Genomic DNA, 17,774 nt, shown 5'->3' with positions numbered 1-17,774 from the left:
AGAACTGATGATCCTGGCAGGAAGTGGCGATCCTGCGAAGAAACGTCGGGCGCTCAGCGCGGACCCCACGGCAGACGCCAGGTCGACGGCTGGAGGAGGTTCGGCGCCGGACGCTCGACCTTCATGGCCGGCGCTTCCTTGGTGACCGGAGTCTTCGGCGCACCAACGGATTTGGGCGCAGGAGCCGACTGCGGCTCAGCAGCGGTCTTCGACGACGGCTGACCCGATTCGAGCGCCCGCTCGACCTCGCGCGCATCGTCTTCCGACTCGGCGCCCCAGGCGTACCAGTTGTGTCCGCCGTTGCGGTACTTGAACTTGATGGGCAGCCCGAGCTGATCGACGGTCGACTGGAGAAGACCCGTCGAAGCGAACGCGCCGGCCTCCAAGCCGATGCCCAGCGCCAGAGCGGTCACGGCCTTCTGGACCAGCTCCGGCCCGGCAGTCGGGTCGGCGTCGAGCTCGCGCTGGAAGAGGGCGCCGGCTTCCTGGAGTTCGAATGCCGTGGGGATGCCGGTACCGGTCGAGACGATCACCGTCTGGCCGGTCTCCCCGACCTCGCCGATCCGGTTCATCACGTCGTTGTCGGCCCAGCGATTACCGGGGCTCTGAGGCTTGCCCCACATCGCGGTCTCGCCGTTCTCGATGTCGGCGCGCTGCTTCTGGATGGACGGAATCGCCATCCAGCCCAACGGATTGTCCGTGGGGAAGTAACCCGAGTAGGAACGCACGACCCGGAAGACCTCCGGGTTGTCGAACGCGATGATCATCGCCGGGCCCGCCGACATCGACACGCCGACGATCGCGTTGTTCGACGTCTCGACGTCGAAATTGCTTTTCAGGTAGGTCGGGAGTTCCTCACCGACGAAACTCCCCCACTTCGGCGCCACGGACTGACCGGTGGGCGGCTTCTGCCAATCGGTCGACCACTCGCCCGCACCGCCGACCGGCAGGACGAGGTTGCTCCCCGGGCCGTAGGCGTCGATGCCGGCCTCGGGCTGGGTCCACGTGCTGAACTCGGGGTTCGAGCCGAGACCGTCCAGGAAGTAGATGCCGTGCTCGTCCTCGCCGGCCTTCTTGTCCGACGGACGCACCTGGACGGACACCTCACGTCCCAGCGACTCCGAGTCGAAGGTGCACGTCTGGATCTGCTTTGCACGGTCCTATTCGGTCCGCCAGACGCAGCCAGCGTCCGAGCGCAACCGGTCGGGATCGACCGCCTGCGCGGGTGCCGCACCCAGCAGACCGGCGGAGGTCGCACACACGACCGCCGCAGAAACAGTGGCGAAGCGGCGCCTGGGCGCGCTTCGGTCCAGAACCAGACCCATGAACAAGCCTCCGAAAGGGGGTTGGATCGACGAGGGACACCCAGAACAGGCCCCTGGTGTTTCGCAAACCACACATAGTGGTTGAGGCAACACACTCTGCCGCTCGGTAGCCGACCCGCATGTCGGACGTCGTCGGCGCCGGTGGGCGCGTTGCCTGCTGCTGACCACTTGTCCGGAAAAGCCGGTTCGCCGGACGGATGGTTCGGTGTAATCCGAGGTGGCCGGAAGGTGGCGTCCGCCACAACCCTAGAATTGTCGCCATGAGCGATACCGCAACCGCACCCATCACCCTGCCCGCCGACCTGCTGCCGTCGGACGGCCGCTTCGGTTGCGGACCGTCGAAGGTGCGCCCCGAGCAGTTGCAGTCCCTCGTCGACACCGGCGCATCGGTGTTCGGCACCAGCCACCGCCAGGCACCGGTCAAGAACGTGGTCGGCTCGATCCGCGAGGGTCTGGGCGATCTGTTCTCACTGCCCGAGGGCTACGAGGTCGTCATCTCCAACGGTGGCACCACCGCGTTCTGGGACGCCGCCGCCTTCGGCCTGATCAAGCAGCGCTCGCTGCATCTCACCTACGGCGAGTTCTCGTCGAAGTTCGCGACCGTCGCCAAGAAGGCGCCGTTCCTGGACTCGCCCGCGGTCATCTCCACCGACCCCGGCACGGCCCCCGACCCGGCCGCACTGACCTCTGACGACTTCGGCGGCGTCGACCTCATCGGCTGGGCCCACAACGAGACCTCGACCGGCGTCTCCGTGCCGGTCGTGCGCCCCGCCGGCTCCGACGACGCGCTCATCGCCATCGACGCCACCTCGGGCGCAGGCGGCCTGCCCGTCAACATCGCCGACTCTGACGTCTACTACTTCGCGCCGCAGAAGTGCTTCGCCTCGGACGGCGGCCTGTGGGTCGCCCTGATGAGCCCGCGCGCACTCGCCCGGGTCGCCGAGATCGCCGAGACCGACCGCTGGTGCCCCGAGTTCCTGTCGCTGCCGACCGCCGTCGACAACAGCAGCAAGAACCAGACCTACAACACCCCGGCCGTCGGCTCGCTGCTGCTGTTCGCCAACCAGATCGAGTGGATGAACAACAACGGCGGCCTCGACTGGTGCGTCTCGCGTACAGCCGACTCGAGCTCGCGCCTGTACCAGTGGGCCGAGGCCAGCGAGTACGCGACGCCGTTCGTGACCGAGGCAGCCAACCGCAGCCAGGTCGTCGGCACCATCGACTTCAACGACGACGTCGACGCCGCGGCGGTTGCCAAGACCCTGCGTGCCAACGGTGTCGTCGACACCGAGCCGTACCGCAAGCTGGGCCGCAACCAGCTGCGTATCGGCATGTTCCCGGCCATCGATCCCGAGGACATCACCAAGCTCACCAGCTGCATCGACTACATCGTCGAGCGTCTCTGAGCTCGGCCAGAACCAACCGGCACCGGCGCGTCGCACCCTCGGGTCGACGCGCCGGTCGCGTTCGGGCGGACGGGTAGCCTGGACAACACAGACCACATACGACGCACCCATCGCTGGTGTCGCAACGACCCCACGCGTTCTGAACTGCGGTTTTACCGCGTGTCCCACAGTGAACCGGCAGATCGGTGAGTTAATGTGACCCCAATGCATGAACCCACCGGAGGAGGAGCAGATGCGTGAGCTCCGCGTCGTCGGAGTGGAAACCGATGGTTCCCACGTCATCTGCCAAGACCCTCAATCGGGTGAGAAATTCCGGATCGCCTCCGATGAACGCCTTCGCGCCGCGGCCCGCGGCGACATCACCAGGCTGGGACAGATCGAGATCGAGATGGAAAGTGCATTGAGGCCACGAGAGATCCAGGCACGCATCCGCGCGGGTGCCTCCGTCGCCGAGGTCGCCGCCGCGGCCGGGGTGGGTGTCGACAAGATCGAACGATTCGCCCACCCGGTGCTCCTGGAGCGCAGCCGCGCCACCGAGCTCGCCGGTGCGGCCCACCCGATCCGGCACGACGGCCCGGCCGTCGCGACCCTCGTCGAATCCGTGGCGGAAGGTCTTGTCGCGTACGGCCACAACCCGGCCGACGCCGACTGGGACGCCTGGAAGGACGACGGCGGCTACTGGGTCGTGCAGGTCGCCTGGAGCGTCGGACGCACCGACAACCTCGCGCACTGGCGCTACCAGCCCGGCACCCACGGCGGCACAGTCGACCCACTCGACGACCTCGCCGACGAACTGACCCACCCCGAGACCATCGCGCCGCGGCGTCGACTCACTCCGGTCGCCGCACCGGAGGTCGCCGTGGAGACGACGTCCGACGGGCGTGAGGAAGTCACCATCGACGCCAACTCCCTCATCGGAGCGCAGCGTGCACGGCAGGAACGTCGCACGGCGCACGACGACCACGGCACCGTCCCCCTCGATTTCGGATTCGACGACGACGAGAACGCCGAGGGCACACCGCCGGCACCGGTCACCCCGATCTCTGCTCCCGTCGCACAGGCACCCGCCGAAACCGCCCCCGTCGTCGACGACGCGGAGCCTGCCGAATCCACAGTCCGGCAGACCACCGAAGCCGACGCCGAGCCGTCGGCCGCCCAGGACAGCACTCCCGATTCGGCGGAGTCCCCGGCGACCCGCGAAGCCGGCCCGGCGCACGCCGACCGCCCGCGCAAGAAGAAGACCCGTAAGCCCGCCGTGCCCGCCTGGGAGGACGTCCTGCTCGGCGTACGCAGCAACGGGAACAGCTGAGCGATGTCGGCACGTGCCGCCACCGTCTGGTTCATCGATTCCCCCGCCCCGGCCGACGAGCTGCGAACCGTCGTGCGCGCACCGGCGCACGACCATCAGCACGCCCAACAACTCGCATCGAAGATCTACGGCGACAGCGTGCTCGTCCCGCTCGTCGACACCGACCTCGCGACCGCGGCCGCCGCGAAGGATCACCACGTCTACGCCGGGTTCTACGGTTCGCTCGCGGTGATCTCCTGCTCGCTGTTCGAGACCGCGACCCCCTCGATGCTGACCCGGACGCTGACCGCGATCCGACCGAGCGCGGTCACGACATTGCTCTACACCGAGCCAGAGACATCGTTCGGTGCGTTCGCGCGATGGGAGTCGGGCTCACTCCGACGCTCGTTCTCCGCCGACCCGGTGACCATCCACGAGGACGACGGCCTCCCGTTCACCTTCGAGAAGCCGTTCTGGGGCGGCGAATTCCCGCTCACCTACGCCGAGGGTGTCCCGAATCAGGGGATGGCACTGCCGTTCCATCCGGCGCAGCTCGCCGAGGAAGCCAACCGGTCCTGGCTCGGGTTCCGGTACACGCACCCGCTCGCGCCGACGGACCTCGACCCGGCCGACATCACCGTCACCTGCTTCGCGCTTCACCCTGCGGAATACGAACCCACCGCCGACGATTTCGAGAACTATCGCAGGGCCACCGCCGCCCGCGCCGGGGAACGCGCTGCGCCAGAGGGCACTCCACGCAAGCGCGGACGGTTCCGGGAGTACTTCGGGTTCTAGTCGGTCCAGACGGTCACCCCCGGATGCCGTAGTAAAAACAGATGTTCTTGTGTACCCGCTATTCCGTTGTCGCGCAACGGGTATCACAACTCGCCGGACCGCCGGAACTGGCAGTGGTGTTCTGGTCAAGGGACGTTTCAACGTTACCGAAGCGATGTGCCCCGCAGCGGGTCTCGCGGCCGGCGAGTCAAAGCGTCCCCCTGATGGGCTTCGGAGGGCAACATGCCCTCGGAGGGTGCTCACGGGGACGACAGTTTCAGCGGTTCTCCGAACTAGGTAGGACGGCGAAAGAAGCCCTCCCCGTTGAGGTTCGTGCGCAGCGACAGGGAGCCTCGGTTGGCCATTTCGGAGCAGGCGGCGATGGGCGCGTCTCGTTGTGGCGGACCGGGCAGCGATGCGCACGCCGCGTACGGCAAGGAGCCACGAGTGTTCAGCGACCCATGATCAGCAACGCGACCGACGACGTGCCACCGGCGAGGAAGCCGATCAGCAGACCCCAGACGATCCAGCGCCACACGTAGCGATAGCGGAATTCCCAGAGTGTCCAGCCGAGGCCGCCGGCGACGATCAGCACCGCCGCGATGCCGAGGAACTTGAGGATGCCGCCGATGAGTTCGTAGATCCCGACGAGCACGAAGGCGCCGAAGAGCGCACACACCGCGGACACGATGATCCCAAGCGCCCAGGGCGTGGGCTCCGCGGCCCGATCGAACGGTTCGGGGGTGTTCACTCCCCCATCGTGCCCGACCGGACGCGTTCGTAGAACGCAACGGCCGCGGCTGTCGCGACGTTGAGCGAATCGGTTCCGCGACTCATCGGGATGCGGGCCTTCACGTCCGTCGCCGCCATCGCCGACGCGGTGAGCCCCGGACCCTCGGCGCCCACGAGGAAACCGACCTTCGCGGCATCGACCGCCTCGGCGAGCGTGACGGCGTCGGGATCGGGGGTCATCGAGACGAGACGGAAGTCGCGCGAACGCAGTTCGTCGAGTCCGCGCGGCCACTCGTCGAACTTCGCGAAGGGCACCAGCAGTGCGTGGCCCATCGAGACTCGCACGCAGCGCCGGTACAGCGGGTCGGCGCAGCCCTGGCCGAAAAGGACAGCGTCGACGCCGAGGCCGGCGGCGTTGCGGAAGATCGAGCCGATGTTCTCGTGGTCGTTGACGCCTTCGAGGATCGCGACGGTGCGCGCGGTCTCCAGGATGTCGGGCACCGACAACACCTCGGGGCGTCGCGCGACGGCGAGGACACCGCGGTTGAGGTGGAACCCGACGATCTCGGCCATCACCTCGGCCGACGCCCGGAAGAACGGGACGCCCGACAGCGACGGGTCGCGCAGATCGTCGTCGAGTTCCTTGAGGCGCTTGTCGACGCCTAGGAAGGCGTGGGCGGAGAACCGCGAGGCGATCATGCGCTGCGCGACGAGCACGCCCTCTGCGATCACCAGGCCGCGTCCCGGTCGGCCGCCGGGCAGAACCGGGAGGTCGGGTCGGCGGTCCACCGAGTTGAGGTCCCGAAAGTCCTCGACCCGGGGATCCTGCGGGTCGTCGATGTCGATCACTTCCACTGCGAGCCCGGGCACCGCAACAGTGTGCCACCCGCTACCGCCGTGACCTGCGACACCCGGTACAAGACCCGATGACTGCCCGAGGCGCGACGATGTGAAAATGTTGAGGACGTGACCAACAGCGGCTCGACACCTCAGTCACGTCTGTCCCTCAAGCGCGCCACCGATGCCGACTGGGACGACATCATCACCACGGATGCCCGCGCATTCGCGATGCGCAATCCGCTGCCCGACGACGAGCGCGCCGACCTTCGCGGCAAGGTCGCCGACGACGACATCGTCCTGGTGCGCGACACCGGCCTGCCGTCGAAGCCCCTTGTCGGGGTGTCGATGTTCTACCGGATGTCGATGTCGCTGCCCGGCGCGGGTGTCGCCGACGCCGCCGGCCTGTCGTGGGTCTCGGTGGCCTCGACGCATCGTCGTCGTGGAATCCTGCGCACGATGCTGACCGAGCTCTTCGAGCAGTGGGAGGCCGAGAACTACACGTTCGCGATCCTGACCGCGAGCGAGGGCACCATCTACGAGCGCTTCGGGTTCGGTCCGGCCTGCTTCTCCAACACCGTGTCGATCACGCCCGGCCAGGCACCGCTCCGCGGCGATCAGCCGAAGGATGCGACCGTGCGCTTCGCGGACCCCGCCGAGATCGCCGCGGCCGTCCCCGATCTCCACGCACGCTGGACGCTCACCACTCCCGGTGCACTCACCCGCACCCCCGCCTGGTGGGCCCCCATCCTCGCCGACCGTCCGTCCGAACGCCCGCTGCCCGCCAGCGGACTGCACTACCTGCTGCACGACGACGGATACGCCAGCTACCGCATCTACAAGAACGAGAACGGCGGCGTCCGCGGCGAGGTCAACGAGGTCTTCGCCGTCACCGACGACGCCCACACCGACCTCTGGCGCGTACTGACCAACCTCGACCTGATCCCGTCGCTCACCGCGACCATCCCGGTCGACGATCCGTTGCGGCACAAGCTCATCAACGCCCGCGCGGTGTCGATCACCGGTCTGCGTGACGAGATGTGGCTGCGCATCCTCGACATCCCGGCGGCGCTGGGATCGCGGAAGTACGCCGCCGACCTCGACGCCGTCATCGAGGTCACCGACGAGTTCCGCGGTCGCGGTGGGATCTTCACGGTTTCAGCGCGCGGTGGCGACGCGATCGTCGCCCCGGCACCCGAAACCGCCACGCCCACGGTGTCCATGGACACCTCGGTGCTGTCGAGCATCTACCTCGGCGGTACCCGTCCCTCGGCTTTTGCGGCGGCCGGCCGGCTCCGCGTTGACTCCCCGACAACGCTTCGAGCTCTGGACCGGGCCTTCACCACCGATCGAGCACCGTTCTCCGGCACCTTCTTCTAGCCCTTCGAGACGCCCCTTCCCAAGCTCCGGGACTCCGCAGGGAGCGACTACACCGCCCGAGGTCGAGGGAGCTCGGTGTCGGGCTTGGTGAGTATCTTGTTGAAGATCCTCACGCCCTCCCGGAGGGCGTCGCGTTCGCTTGGCGTGAGTTCGCGCAGACGGTTGCTCAGCCAGGCCTCGCGTGCCGCCAGCTCCTCTTTGATGACCTCCACGCCGGCCGGCGAGAGCGTCACGATCGCCTGACGGCCGTCCGTCGGGTGCGGTTCACGCTTGATCATCCCGAGGTCCGACAGCGAGGCGATCACCCTCGTCATGGACGGCGGCCGGACCCGCTCGGCCTGGGCGAGGGCGCCGGGGGTCATCGGGCCTTCGTGATGCAGCGTGTAGAGCGCCGAGAGCTGCGTCAGAGAGACCAACTTGTTCTCGCGCCGCCCTCTCAGACGGCGCGCGAGTCGTACCACGGCGAGGGACAAGTCCCCGGAGAGACTTCCGTCGTCACCATACGGTGAATGCATTGCCCCAGCGTAAGGTATGTAAATCGCCGCCGAACCCTAAGCATTGCAAATTGACCCGGGTGGATGACAAAACCGGTCGCAAATTTTGACTACAAGCGTTAGCCGATGAGGTCGGAGATCGGTCCACGCGCGAAGTAGGCGACGAATACGGCAGCCACCAGCCACAGCAACGGATGGACGGAGCGGGCCTTGCCTGCCGCGGTGGCCATGACAACCCAACTGATGAAGCCGATACCGATGCCGTTCGCGATGGAGTAGGTGAAGGGCATCGTCACGACGGTGAGGAAGGCCGGCAACGCGAAGTCGAAACGGCGGAAGTCCACGGCCGTCAACTGCCCGATCATCATCGCGCCCACCACCACGAGAGCCGGCGCGATCGCCTCGAGCGGGATCACCTCGTAGATCGGGGTGAGGAACATGGCGACCAGGAACAGCACGCCGGTGACGACGTTCGCCAGACCAGTTCGCGCACCCTCGGCGATGCCCGAGGCCGATTCGACGAACACTGTGTTCGACGACGCCGACGCGGCACCGCCGGCGATGGCTCCGGTCCCCTCGACCACCAGCGCACGGCCAATGCCGGGGAGGTTGCCCTTCTCATCGGCCAGGCCGGCTTCCTTGCCGAGGCCGGTCATCGTCCCCATCGCGTCGAAGAAGTTCGACAGGACTAGGGCGAACACGAAGACCGATGCCGCCAGTACACCGATGCGGGTGAACGCGCCGAACAGGTCGACGTCGCCGACGAGGCTCAGGTCGGGCAATCCGCCCAGCGCGGTGGGGATGTCGGGCACGGTGAGACCCCAGCCCGACGGGTTGTCCATGCTCGAGCCGTAGTCGAAGACGCGCTCGAGCACGACCGACAGGACAGTGGTGATCGCGATGCCGATCAGCAGACCGCCGGGGACCTTTCGCACCACCAGAACACCCATGATCAGCACACCGAGCGCGAAGATGAGCGTCGGAATGGTGGCGATCGAGTTGTCGCTGCCCAGCTGCACCGGCACCGTGGTGCCGGCGGCGTCCGGGATGCGTTTGACGAAACCGGCGTCGACGAAGCCGATGAAGGCGATGAACGCGCCGATACCGGCGGCGATGGCCGCCTTGAGTTCGCTCGGGACCGCGTTGAACACCGCCGTGCGGAAGCCTGTCACCGCCAGCAGCACGATGATGATGCCGTCGACCACGACGAGGCCCATCGCCTCCGGCCAGGTCACCTCTGGTGCGATCGAGACCGCGAGAAGACTGTTGATCCCGAGACCGGCGGCGATCGCGAACGGATAGTTGGCGACGAGGCCGAACAGGATCGACATCACGCCCGCGACGAGTGCGGTGACCGCGGCGACCTGCGCCAGTGGCAGCACGTTGCCGAGCACGTCGGCGTTCTTCTCGCCGCCGGGTATGCCGCCGATGATGATCGGGTTGAGCACCACGATGTAGGCCATCGTGAAGAACGTGACCAGGCCTCCGCGGAACTCGCGGTTGAGCGTCGAGCCGCGCTCGGAGATCTTGAAGAAGCGGTCGATCGCGCCGTTCGGCGTCGCCGTCCTAGCTCCCCTGGTGGTCGAGGGGCCGGTGTCCTCGGGTGGCGCCTCGGCAGCACCCGTGTCGGCCGCGTCGGTCGTCGTCTCGGACGAGTTGTCAGCGGGGTCGTCGGCGGGTGTCAGATCGCGGGACTCACTCGGGACATCTTTTGGCACCTGTCGAAAGCTACTCTTTGTCTCATGCCGGATACAGTCGACGTCCCCGAACTGCCCCGCGCGCTGCGTGCGCCCGAGCCGGTGATCGTGGTCGGGATGGTCGCCTGGCTGGTCGCGACGGTGGTCGTCGCGGTCACCGATCTCGGCGGCGGCCACGCGCTGACGATCTGTCTGGTCGGGCTGGGCGTGGGACTGCTGGGTACCACGATCGTGCTGGTCCAGCGGGCGGGAGTCCGACGCGGGGCCCGCGGCGCACAGGAGGGTCTGGACTAGAACGGGCCGTCGACCGCGTCAGTCCGCCGAGAAGAGAATCCACCCGACGTGTTCGCGTCCCCACGCACCCACCTCGGCGCGGTTCGCGAACGGACGTGTCTCGAGCGTGGTCAGCAGGAGCGAATGTGTGATGCGGACCATGACCTCGGCGACCCGCCGCGCCTCGTCGTCGCCGAGCGGGGCATCCCCGGTCGTCAGGCCCACCACTCGGGCGGCCAGATAATCGACGGCGCGGTCGAAGACCGGCGCCGACGACACCGTCAGCACCCGCAGCGTCGTCGCCGGGTCCGCCGCGTACTCGCGGGCCAGTAGTGGGTGGTCGTAGAACGACCAGAAGATCGCCGCGAATCCCTCGATGAGCCGCTCCCGCGGATCCCCTGTTCCCGCCAGTTCCCGGTCGACGCGGGCGAACAACTCGTCGGCCTCACGCGAGAGCAGGTCGGAGAAGAGATCCTCCTTATGCGGCCAGCGACGGTAGACGGTCATGTGGGACACGCCGGCCAGCGCGGCGATCGCCTCGATCGACGTCCGTTTGAGCCCCTTCGCGAGCAACGACGACATCGCCGCATCGAGGATCTTCTGCCCCGTCCGCTCGGCCCGGGACGCGCTCGGCGTCTTCACACCGCCATCATTGCAATGTTAGTGTTCGGCCGAACTACTAACATTGGAGTTTCATGAGCCTCACCGAGAACCCGGACGCGTGCGCCGCCGGCCCCCCGGCACCGCCCGCAGTCGACCTTGCCGACCTGCCGCCGGCCGTCGAGCAGTTCCGGTGGCATCTGGGCAGTGTCCTGTTCGGGTTCTTCGGCGCCTCCTTCTTCGACCAGGTGGCGCTCGTCCCGGTGGCCGCGGCCGTCGACCGTACCGGCCGCTTCGCCGAGAACTTCGTCGATCGTGGACTCCGCAGCTTCAGTGCCGAACAACTCGTACTGTGGGGCGACGAGAGGACGCGGCACGCGTTCGCCGACCGGTTGAAGTTCCTGCATCGTGAGGTCCGGGGCACCGGACGCGACGACTTTGCCGAGATCCGTTACAGCGCACTCGATCCCACGCTGTGGAATTGGATCGCGATGAGCGCGATCATGGGCTACCTCAACACGTTCACGGCGTGCACGGGCATCGAACTGTCGCCGGAGGAGGAAGAACTCGCCTACGCGGTCGCACTCGAACGCCTGGGCATCCTCTCGCTGCTAGGGAAGTCTGCCCAGCTCCCACCGACGCTCGCCGATGCACGCCGCTGGTACGACGGCGTCGTCGGCGAACACCTGCAAGCCAATCCGTTCCTCGACGCCGTCACCGACCAGCTGACCCGCCTCCCCCTCCCGACGATCGGCCTGCCGCCCCTGGCGCGCATCGCGCTCACGCCGCCCTGGTTTGTCATCCGCCCATTTGCCGGCCACGTCGTCAAGGTTGCTCGTTCAGCGTCATGCACCCCGGCGTCCGAGAACTGACGTCGGTTCGCCTCGGCCGCCGCGAACAGTGGGAGTTCCGGATCTACACGCGACTGCTGCAGACCGCGTGGCGCCGGCTCCCCCGTCGGATCGTGCTCACGCCGATGGCGTATCAACGAGTACCGCCGCGAACAGCTGGCACGTACGTACCATTCGATCCAGCTGGACTCGTTCGCACCGACGTGCCCGGTGTAGTTCTCAGCCGCCGACGATCTCGTTCAGCCGCTTTCCGATGATCCCCACCGCGAAGCCCAGCCGTTCGAAGTCCTTGTTGGTGGTCTGCCCGTGGTAGAAGCGGTAATAGATCTGCTGGGCGATGACCACGGCCCGGAAGAGCCCGAACGCCTCGTACCACCGCCACCGCTCCGGTGACATCTCGAAACCCATACGCTTGCAGTACCGTTCGACGAACTCGGCGCGGGTGATCATCCCCGGCATGTTCGTCGGGACGCGCCGCATCAGTTGTAGCTCGTCAGTGTCGTCGGCCTGAATCCAGTAGGCCATCGAGCCGGCGAGGTCCATGAGCGGATCACCGAGGGTGGCCATCTCCCAGTCCAGGATGCCGACGACCTTGGTCGGGTCATCTCTGTCCAGCACCACGTTGTCGAGTTTGAAGTCGTTGTGGATGATGCAGTTCGCGACATCGTCGGGCTGGTTCTCGGCCAGCCAGGCCATCGCCTCCTCGAAATCGGGGACGTCGTCGGTGTGCGCATTGCGGAATCGGGTGGTCCAGCCGTCGACCTGCCTGCGGACATAACCGAGCCCCTTGCCGAGGTCACCGAGCCCGGTCTTCGACGGGTCGACCGAGTGCACCTCGACGAGGGTGTCGATGAAGTTGAAGCAGAGCTGCCGCGCCTGGTCGGCATCGAGCGGGACGTCGGCCGGCCATTCCTTGCGCGGAATGACGCCGTCGATGCGGCCCATGACGTAGAAATCGGCGCCGAGGACCGAGTCGTCGTCGCAGAAGGCGATCATCGGTGCGATGTAGCGGATCACCCCGGCGAGCTCGGACTGGATGCGGTATTCGCGGCGCATGTCGTGCGCCCCGCGGGCCTTGGTGCCGCGCGGTGCCCGACGCAGGATCAGGTCCCGCGTCGGATACCGCAGCAGGAAGGTGAGATTGGATGCGCCACCGGCGAATTGCCGTACCTCGGGCACCGCGTCGAGCCCCTCGACATCCGGCGCCGCGGTGCGCAGCCACGATGCCACCGCCTCGACGTCGAACGCGTCCTCTTCCCGAACCTCGCGCGCCTCGGTCACCTGGTCAGCCATTGCGGGAGTTCACCCTTCTCATTCGTGGATGTGTGGACGCAACCGCGGTCAGCGGTACTTGCCGAGTTCGAGACGCGCAACGACGTTGCGGTGCACCTCATCCGGGCCGTCGGCCAGGCGGAGCGAGCGCGCCCCGACCCACGCCTGGGCGAGCGGGAAGTCGTCGGTCATACCGGCACCGCCGTGCAGCTGGATGGCCATGTCGATCACCGCCAGGGCCATGTTGGGCACCTCGACCTTGATCTCGCTGACCGCCGACAACGCCTCCCGCGACATGCCCTGGTCGAGCAGCCAGGCGGCGTGGTGGACGAGAAGTCGTGAGCGGTTAATCGCGATGCGGGCGTCGGCGATGCGTTCGCTGTTGCCGCCGAGGCGGGCCAGCTGCTTGCCGAACGCCTCCCGCGAGAGTGCGCGCTTCACACCGAGTTCCAACGCACGCTCGGCCAGGCCGATGGCGCGCATGCAGTGGTGGACGCGTCCCGGCCCGAGGCGGCCCTGGGCGATCTCGAAGGCGCGGCCGGGTCCGAGGAGGATGTTCGACGCCGGAACACGCACGTCGGTGAAGGACACCTCGCCGTGGCCGAACGGCTCGTCGAAATAACCCATGGTGGTGAGCATCCGGTCGACCTTGACCCCGGGGGTGTCGATCGGGATGAGCACCATGGTGTGCCGCGACTTGCGGTCGGCCTCGGCGTCGGTGACGCCCATGAAGATCAGGACCTTGCAGTCGGGGTGCCCGACGCCGGTGGAGAACCACTTGGTGCCGTTGATGACGACGTCGTCGCCGTCGAGGACCGCGGTCGCGGCCATGTTGGTGGCATCCGACGACGCGACGGCCGGCTCGGTCATGCAGAACGCGCTGCGGATGTCGGCGCGCAGCAACGGTTCCAGCCATTGCTCGCGCTGCTCCTCGGAGCCGTAGCGCAGCAGGACCTCCATGTTGCCGGTGTCGGGGGCGTTGCAGTTGAAGATGACCGGCGACAGCGCCGACGATCCCATCGCCTCGGCGATCGGGGCGTAGTCGACGTTGGACAGGCCCTCTCCCCCGTCGGTGCCGAAGTCCGCGGCGTATCGGCCGGCGTGCGCGGCCGGCAGGAAGAGATTCCAGAGACCTTCCGACCGTGCTTTCGCCTGCAGTTCGGCGATGATCGGCGACGGCGTCCAGGGATTGCCGTCCCCGTCGCGCCGTTCCTTGATGTCCCGATGGATCTCGGGTTCGACGGGTTCGATCTCGTTGGTGACGAACGCCCGCACGCGCTCGGTGAGTTCGGCGGACCGCGGTGACGGAGAGAAATCCATTCCCCGACCGTATCGTGGAGCCCTCTTCCCGGGGGCTACTTCCAGTACAGCGTCGAGCCGTCCGGACCGGCCGTGGTGCTCACCAGTTTGGCGAAGCAGTGGTCAGGGTCGAAGCCCTGGGTTCGGCACCAGTTGTTCGCCTCGACCGGGCCCGGGAACGTCGCCGCGGCGACCGTTACCCACCAGCCCTGATAGGAGAACACCGGCCACTCGTCACTGTATAGGAGACGAACGTCGTTGAACCGCAACCGAAGTGCGAGGAACTCGTCGAGAATGGCCTGGTCGTTCCAGGTGCGGCCATCCGCCACGAGTCCTGGCCGCTTCGAACTCAACTGCGCGACCCACCGATTGTTCAGATTCGCCAGAATGAACGCGCGGTCCGAGTCAGCTTGGACTCGCAGCGCGTTCACGCTGGTCCCGATGATGTTCGTCCCCGCCGGGAAGGCCGCCCCCGTGGCGACCGAAGACGTCGACATGCCGGAGTCCGGCACGCTCAGCGACGGTGCCGGGCCCGATGTAGGGCCTTTCTCGCAGTCGACGAGGACCTGTCCGCCACCGGCACCCGAACCGCCAGAACCCGACCCCGCGGAACCCGCCCCAGCGGACGTTCCGTCGTTCAGCGTGTCCGGAAGCCGAAAGAAGCTGCCCGGCGGGTAGGTCAGTTCCAGGGTGAGGTCCGAACCGTCGTCGGAGGGAACCGCGACCGGCGCTTGCTGAAAATCGAAATTGCCCGACGCGATGAGACCGTTGCCGTCGGAGATCGTGATCCGGGTCTGCGGCCCGTACAGGACGTCGCCGCCGGGGCATTTCGCCGTGACCTTCATCGTCACGACGAGACCGCCCGCAGCGGTGCGGAAGATCTGCGGCGTGAAGATCGGCGGGGATCCGCATGGGGTGACGTATTCGGTTCCGCCGCTGCGCGAGTCGCGTTCGCTCCCCCGGGTGGTTCCCGGGACGATCGCCCGCGGACCCGTCGGCGCGAAACCGGTGATCGTGGTCGAGGTCAAGGTAACCAGGCGATTGCCGATGGCGAAGGTGCGCGCAGGTTTGGGCGACCCGCCATCCGTTCCGGTGTTTCCGATCGACATTGCGGGTAACGACCACTGCGGCGAACCGTCGGTCAGGTCGACGGCGGCCACGCCGTCATCCGACGGGAAGATCAGACGTTCGCCATCAGTTACTCCGTAGCCCGTACGTCCGCCGTAACCGGCTGACTCCGCGGTCCACCGCTGTTCCCCGGTGGCGCTGTCCGCCGCCACGACATCCCCGCTCCGCACGTAGACGAACTCGCGGTCGTCCGCGACAAGCGCGGCGACCGCGAGATTGTCGGTACCCGGCACCGACCACAGGGACCGACCATCGCTGAGATCGACATAGGTGCCGCCGACCATCGTCCGGTCGCGTTGCTCGGCGGTCGCCACCACGGGGACCTGGACGTCGACACCCGCGTACCGGGCGGTGGTGCCGTCGGCCCGCAGGTGCACCACGGGCCCGTTCTGCGGCTGTCCGCCGTTCAGGCTGCCGCTCAGCAACATCAGCGAGCCGTCCGGGAGACGGCCTATGCCGGTCCGGCCAGGGCTCGTGTAGACCACACGTCCGTCGTCGGCGGACACCACCCCGATGACTCCGTCGGCGCTTGCGACGAACTTGTCCGTCGCCGTGAACTGCGACGAGTCCCCACTCGGTAATGCCTCGGGGAGGGTCACTGTCTTCTGCCACTCGGTGCCCCGTGGCGTCAGCTTGATCAGCGTCATCTGGCCTTGCGCGCCACCGAACTGCCGCACGAAAGCCGCGCTGCCGTTGAATGCGATACCGAAGGCGGACTGCGGCACCCCCACGCTGCCGACGGAGCGTCCGGTTCGCGTGTCGATGAATTGGGCGCTCGCGCTGCCGAGGCACGCAATGGTGTGATCGACGATCTGATCGGAGCATGACGACACCGGTTGGTCGAATATCCATCGCTTTCCCGATGCGACATCGATACCCAGCACACGGTGTCCGAAGGTAGAGCTACCGGGGTCCGCTCGGAGCAGAGTCACGAGTGTCTGGTCGTCGTGTACCGCGCCCAAGGTTCGGTAGGACGATTCCGCCGTCAGCGGTGACACGTACGAATTCGCCCCCATCGACGCCGCACCGATCGTCCATTCCGCACTCGGAGCCGTCGGGTACGACCCGGTGAGCTGTCCGGCAAGCAGGTCGGACTCCTCCGAGGACCGCGTCGACTTCCACCACACGACGCCGCCGGCGACGAGGGCGAGTACGCATGCCAGTGCGATCCCGGTGATGACATACGCCTTGGTCTTCGACCGGCGCCGGGACGGCGGTTGCCAGCCGGGCGGCGGATACCCGGGAGGTGGATACCCGAGCGGTTGCTGCCAGCCGGGCGGTGGGTATCCCGGCGATGGGTGGCCGGGCGGCGGGTAACCGGGCGGTCCCACCGGCGGCGCCATGCCGGTGGGCGGAAAGGGACTCTGGCCGAACTGTGTCGACGCGTACGGGTCGGGTTGCGCCCGCCAGGTTCCGGTCGGCGTCGTGGCGTTCGGGTCCGGGCGACTGTCCTTGTTCAGCGACACCCCGGGCACCACCGTCGGACGTGCGGGTTGGATCGTCGTCGGCGTCTCTTCGGGCGGGGACGCGTCGGAATCACCATCGGACGGAGGCCCCGGATGCGACATACCCCAGTCAATCCCAGTCGCACACGCCCGAACTATCCCCCGCCCGGACGATTTTCATCGGTCAGCCGGCGTCGGCAGCGGAAGCGCTTGCACGCCGCCGTGATTCGTACCGTGCCAGCACCCCAGGTACACAGCGCGACCCACAAGACGCCGAACACCCACCCGGACACCACATCCGTGGTCCAGTGCACCGCGAGCTGAATACGGGTGAGCCCCACCAGGATCGACATCAGCGGCGCGAGCAGCAGGATCCATCGGTGGTCGCGCACCCACGCGAAGCAGCGGTAGGCGGCGACCGCGAACAAGCCGAAGACGACCATCGTCATCATCGCGTGTCCCGACGGATACGAGAACGAGTCGATGTTGAGCAGCCGGTCCTCGATTGGCGGGCGGTTGCGCGCGAACCCGAACTTGAGGCTCTGCATCAGGACGTAACCGAAGATCGTGCCGAGCGCGACGTACGCGGCGTCGACGCGACGTCCGGCGTACGCCAGCCAGACGACGGCCAGGACAGCGAGCGTGGTGATCACCAGAGTGTTGCCGAAGGTCGTGATCACCCGGGCGATCGTGATCCATGGCTCGGAGCGATTCTGGACGACCCAGTCCCACGCGTTCTCGTCGATCGTCGTCGGTGATATGAACATCCGCTGTCGGCCTCTCTCCACCGCGGTCGCGCCGCCCTCGGGCGACCGGTCCCACTTGTCAGCCAGCCTATCCGGGCCTTCACAGACGTTCGTCCGACGGATACCCGACCGGCGGTGACCTGCATGAATCCGACGATCAAGCCGTCCTCAAGTCCGCTGCAAGAGGCCAGACCGACAGTGGTCATCGTCAGCCCGAACCCCAACCT

The 17,774-nt window shown here is 67.3% G+C and carries 14 protein-coding genes and 2 pseudogenes; 6 read left to right on the top strand and 10 right to left on the bottom strand.

What is annotated here, in order from left to right:
• Positions 1-53: 53 nt before the first annotated feature.
• Complete coding sequence (locus tag RVF83_RS11455) at positions 54-1,091, bottom strand: alpha/beta hydrolase (protein WP_341262020.1); 1,038 nt, start codon at positions 1,089-1,091, stop codon at positions 54-56.
• A 494-nt stretch (positions 1,092-1,585) separates the two neighbouring features.
• Between RVF83_RS11455 and serC the strand changes: the two genes are divergently transcribed.
• The 3 genes from serC (at position 1,586) to RVF83_RS11440 (ending at position 4,814) form a co-directional block, all read left to right on the top strand.
• On the top strand, positions 1,586-2,731 hold the full coding sequence (gene serC, locus RVF83_RS11450; RefSeq protein WP_005196809.1) for a phosphoserine transaminase: 1,146 nt from the start codon (positions 1,586-1,588) through the stop codon (positions 2,729-2,731).
• A gap of 232 nt (positions 2,732-2,963) precedes the next feature.
• Positions 2,964-4,040, top strand: coding sequence for a septation protein SepH (sepH, locus tag RVF83_RS11445; RefSeq protein WP_039880219.1), 1,077 nt, complete (start codon positions 2,964-2,966; stop codon positions 4,038-4,040).
• A gap of 3 nt (positions 4,041-4,043) precedes the next feature.
• A complete protein-coding gene (locus RVF83_RS11440) occupies positions 4,044-4,814 on the top strand; it encodes a DUF6928 family protein (RefSeq protein ID WP_005196806.1) in 771 nt (256 codons plus the stop codon).
• A gap of 430 nt (positions 4,815-5,244) precedes the next feature.
• On the opposite strand, the gene RVF83_RS11435 is transcribed toward RVF83_RS11440, so the two are convergent.
• Positions 5,245-5,544, bottom strand: a complete 300-nt coding sequence (locus RVF83_RS11435) for a DUF2537 domain-containing protein (protein ID WP_005196805.1) — start codon at positions 5,542-5,544, stop codon at positions 5,245-5,247.
• Positions 5,541-6,395 (bottom strand): TrmH family RNA methyltransferase, encoded by an 855-nt coding sequence (locus RVF83_RS11430; protein WP_005196803.1) that lies wholly within the window; start codon positions 6,393-6,395, stop codon positions 5,541-5,543. The genes RVF83_RS11435 and RVF83_RS11430 overlap by 4 nt, the downstream gene beginning before the upstream one ends.
• A gap of 96 nt (positions 6,396-6,491) precedes the next feature.
• Here RVF83_RS11430 and RVF83_RS11425 point away from each other — a divergent pair, with 96 nt between their 5' ends.
• The gene (locus RVF83_RS11425) at positions 6,492-7,742 is read left to right on the top strand and encodes a GNAT family N-acetyltransferase (protein ID WP_005196802.1); all 1,251 of its coding nucleotides are present in this window, start codon (positions 6,492-6,494) and stop codon (positions 7,740-7,742) included.
• 47 nt (positions 7,743-7,789) lie between these two features.
• On the opposite strand, the gene RVF83_RS11420 is transcribed toward RVF83_RS11425, so the two are convergent.
• Together RVF83_RS11420 and RVF83_RS11415 are read right to left on the bottom strand one after the other, a co-directional pair.
• On the bottom strand, positions 7,790-8,257 hold the full coding sequence (locus tag RVF83_RS11420; RefSeq protein WP_039880206.1) for a MarR family winged helix-turn-helix transcriptional regulator: 468 nt from the start codon (positions 8,255-8,257) through the stop codon (positions 7,790-7,792).
• A gap of 98 nt (positions 8,258-8,355) precedes the next feature.
• Positions 8,356-9,954, bottom strand: a complete 1,599-nt coding sequence (locus RVF83_RS11415; protein WP_005196800.1) for an NCS2 family permease — start codon at positions 9,952-9,954, stop codon at positions 8,356-8,358.
• A 24-nt stretch (positions 9,955-9,978) separates the two neighbouring features.
• Here RVF83_RS11415 and RVF83_RS11410 point away from each other — a divergent pair, with 24 nt between their 5' ends.
• Positions 9,979-10,227 (top strand): DUF2530 domain-containing protein, encoded by a 249-nt coding sequence (locus tag RVF83_RS11410; RefSeq protein ID WP_005196799.1) that lies wholly within the window; start codon positions 9,979-9,981, stop codon positions 10,225-10,227.
• Positions 10,228-10,245: 18 nt separating this feature from the next.
• Here RVF83_RS11410 and RVF83_RS11405 read toward each other — a convergent pair whose 3' ends face one another.
• Positions 10,246-10,848: a TetR/AcrR family transcriptional regulator gene (locus tag RVF83_RS11405; protein WP_005196798.1), complete on the bottom strand. Its 603-nt coding sequence runs from the start codon at positions 10,846-10,848 to the stop codon at positions 10,246-10,248.
• 53 nt (positions 10,849-10,901) lie between these two features.
• Between RVF83_RS11405 and RVF83_RS11400 the strand changes: the two are divergent.
• Positions 10,902-11,873 (top strand): annotated as a pseudogene (locus RVF83_RS11400) (oxygenase MpaB family protein).
• A gap of 3 nt (positions 11,874-11,876) precedes the next feature.
• Here RVF83_RS11400 and RVF83_RS11395 read toward each other — a convergent pair.
• The 4 genes and pseudogenes from RVF83_RS11395 to RVF83_RS11380 all read right to left on the bottom strand — a co-directional run bounded on the left by RVF83_RS11395 (position 11,877) and on the right by RVF83_RS11380 (position 17,568).
• Positions 11,877-12,950, bottom strand: a complete 1,074-nt coding sequence (locus RVF83_RS11395; protein ID WP_005196796.1) for a phosphotransferase family protein — start codon at positions 12,948-12,950, stop codon at positions 11,877-11,879.
• Positions 12,951-12,998: 48 nt separating this feature from the next.
• On the bottom strand, positions 12,999-14,249 hold the full coding sequence (locus tag RVF83_RS11390; RefSeq protein WP_005196795.1) for an acyl-CoA dehydrogenase family protein: 1,251 nt from the start codon (positions 14,247-14,249) through the stop codon (positions 12,999-13,001).
• 35 nt (positions 14,250-14,284) lie between these two features.
• The gene (locus RVF83_RS11385; RefSeq protein ID WP_306302377.1) at positions 14,285-16,822 is read right to left on the bottom strand and encodes a PQQ-binding-like beta-propeller repeat protein; all 2,538 of its coding nucleotides are present in this window, start codon (positions 16,820-16,822) and stop codon (positions 14,285-14,287) included.
• A 163-nt stretch (positions 16,823-16,985) separates the two neighbouring features.
• Positions 16,986-17,568: pseudogene (locus tag RVF83_RS11380) on the bottom strand (phosphatase PAP2 family protein).
• Between the last annotated feature and the right edge of the window lie 206 nt (positions 17,569-17,774).

Source organism: Gordonia rubripertincta (assembly GCF_038024875.1).
Taxonomy (GTDB): Bacteria; Actinomycetota; Actinomycetes; order Mycobacteriales; family Mycobacteriaceae; genus Gordonia; species Gordonia rubripertincta.
The sequence above is the reverse complement of the archived record's forward strand: the minus strand, read 5'-3'. Positions and strand labels throughout refer to the sequence as shown.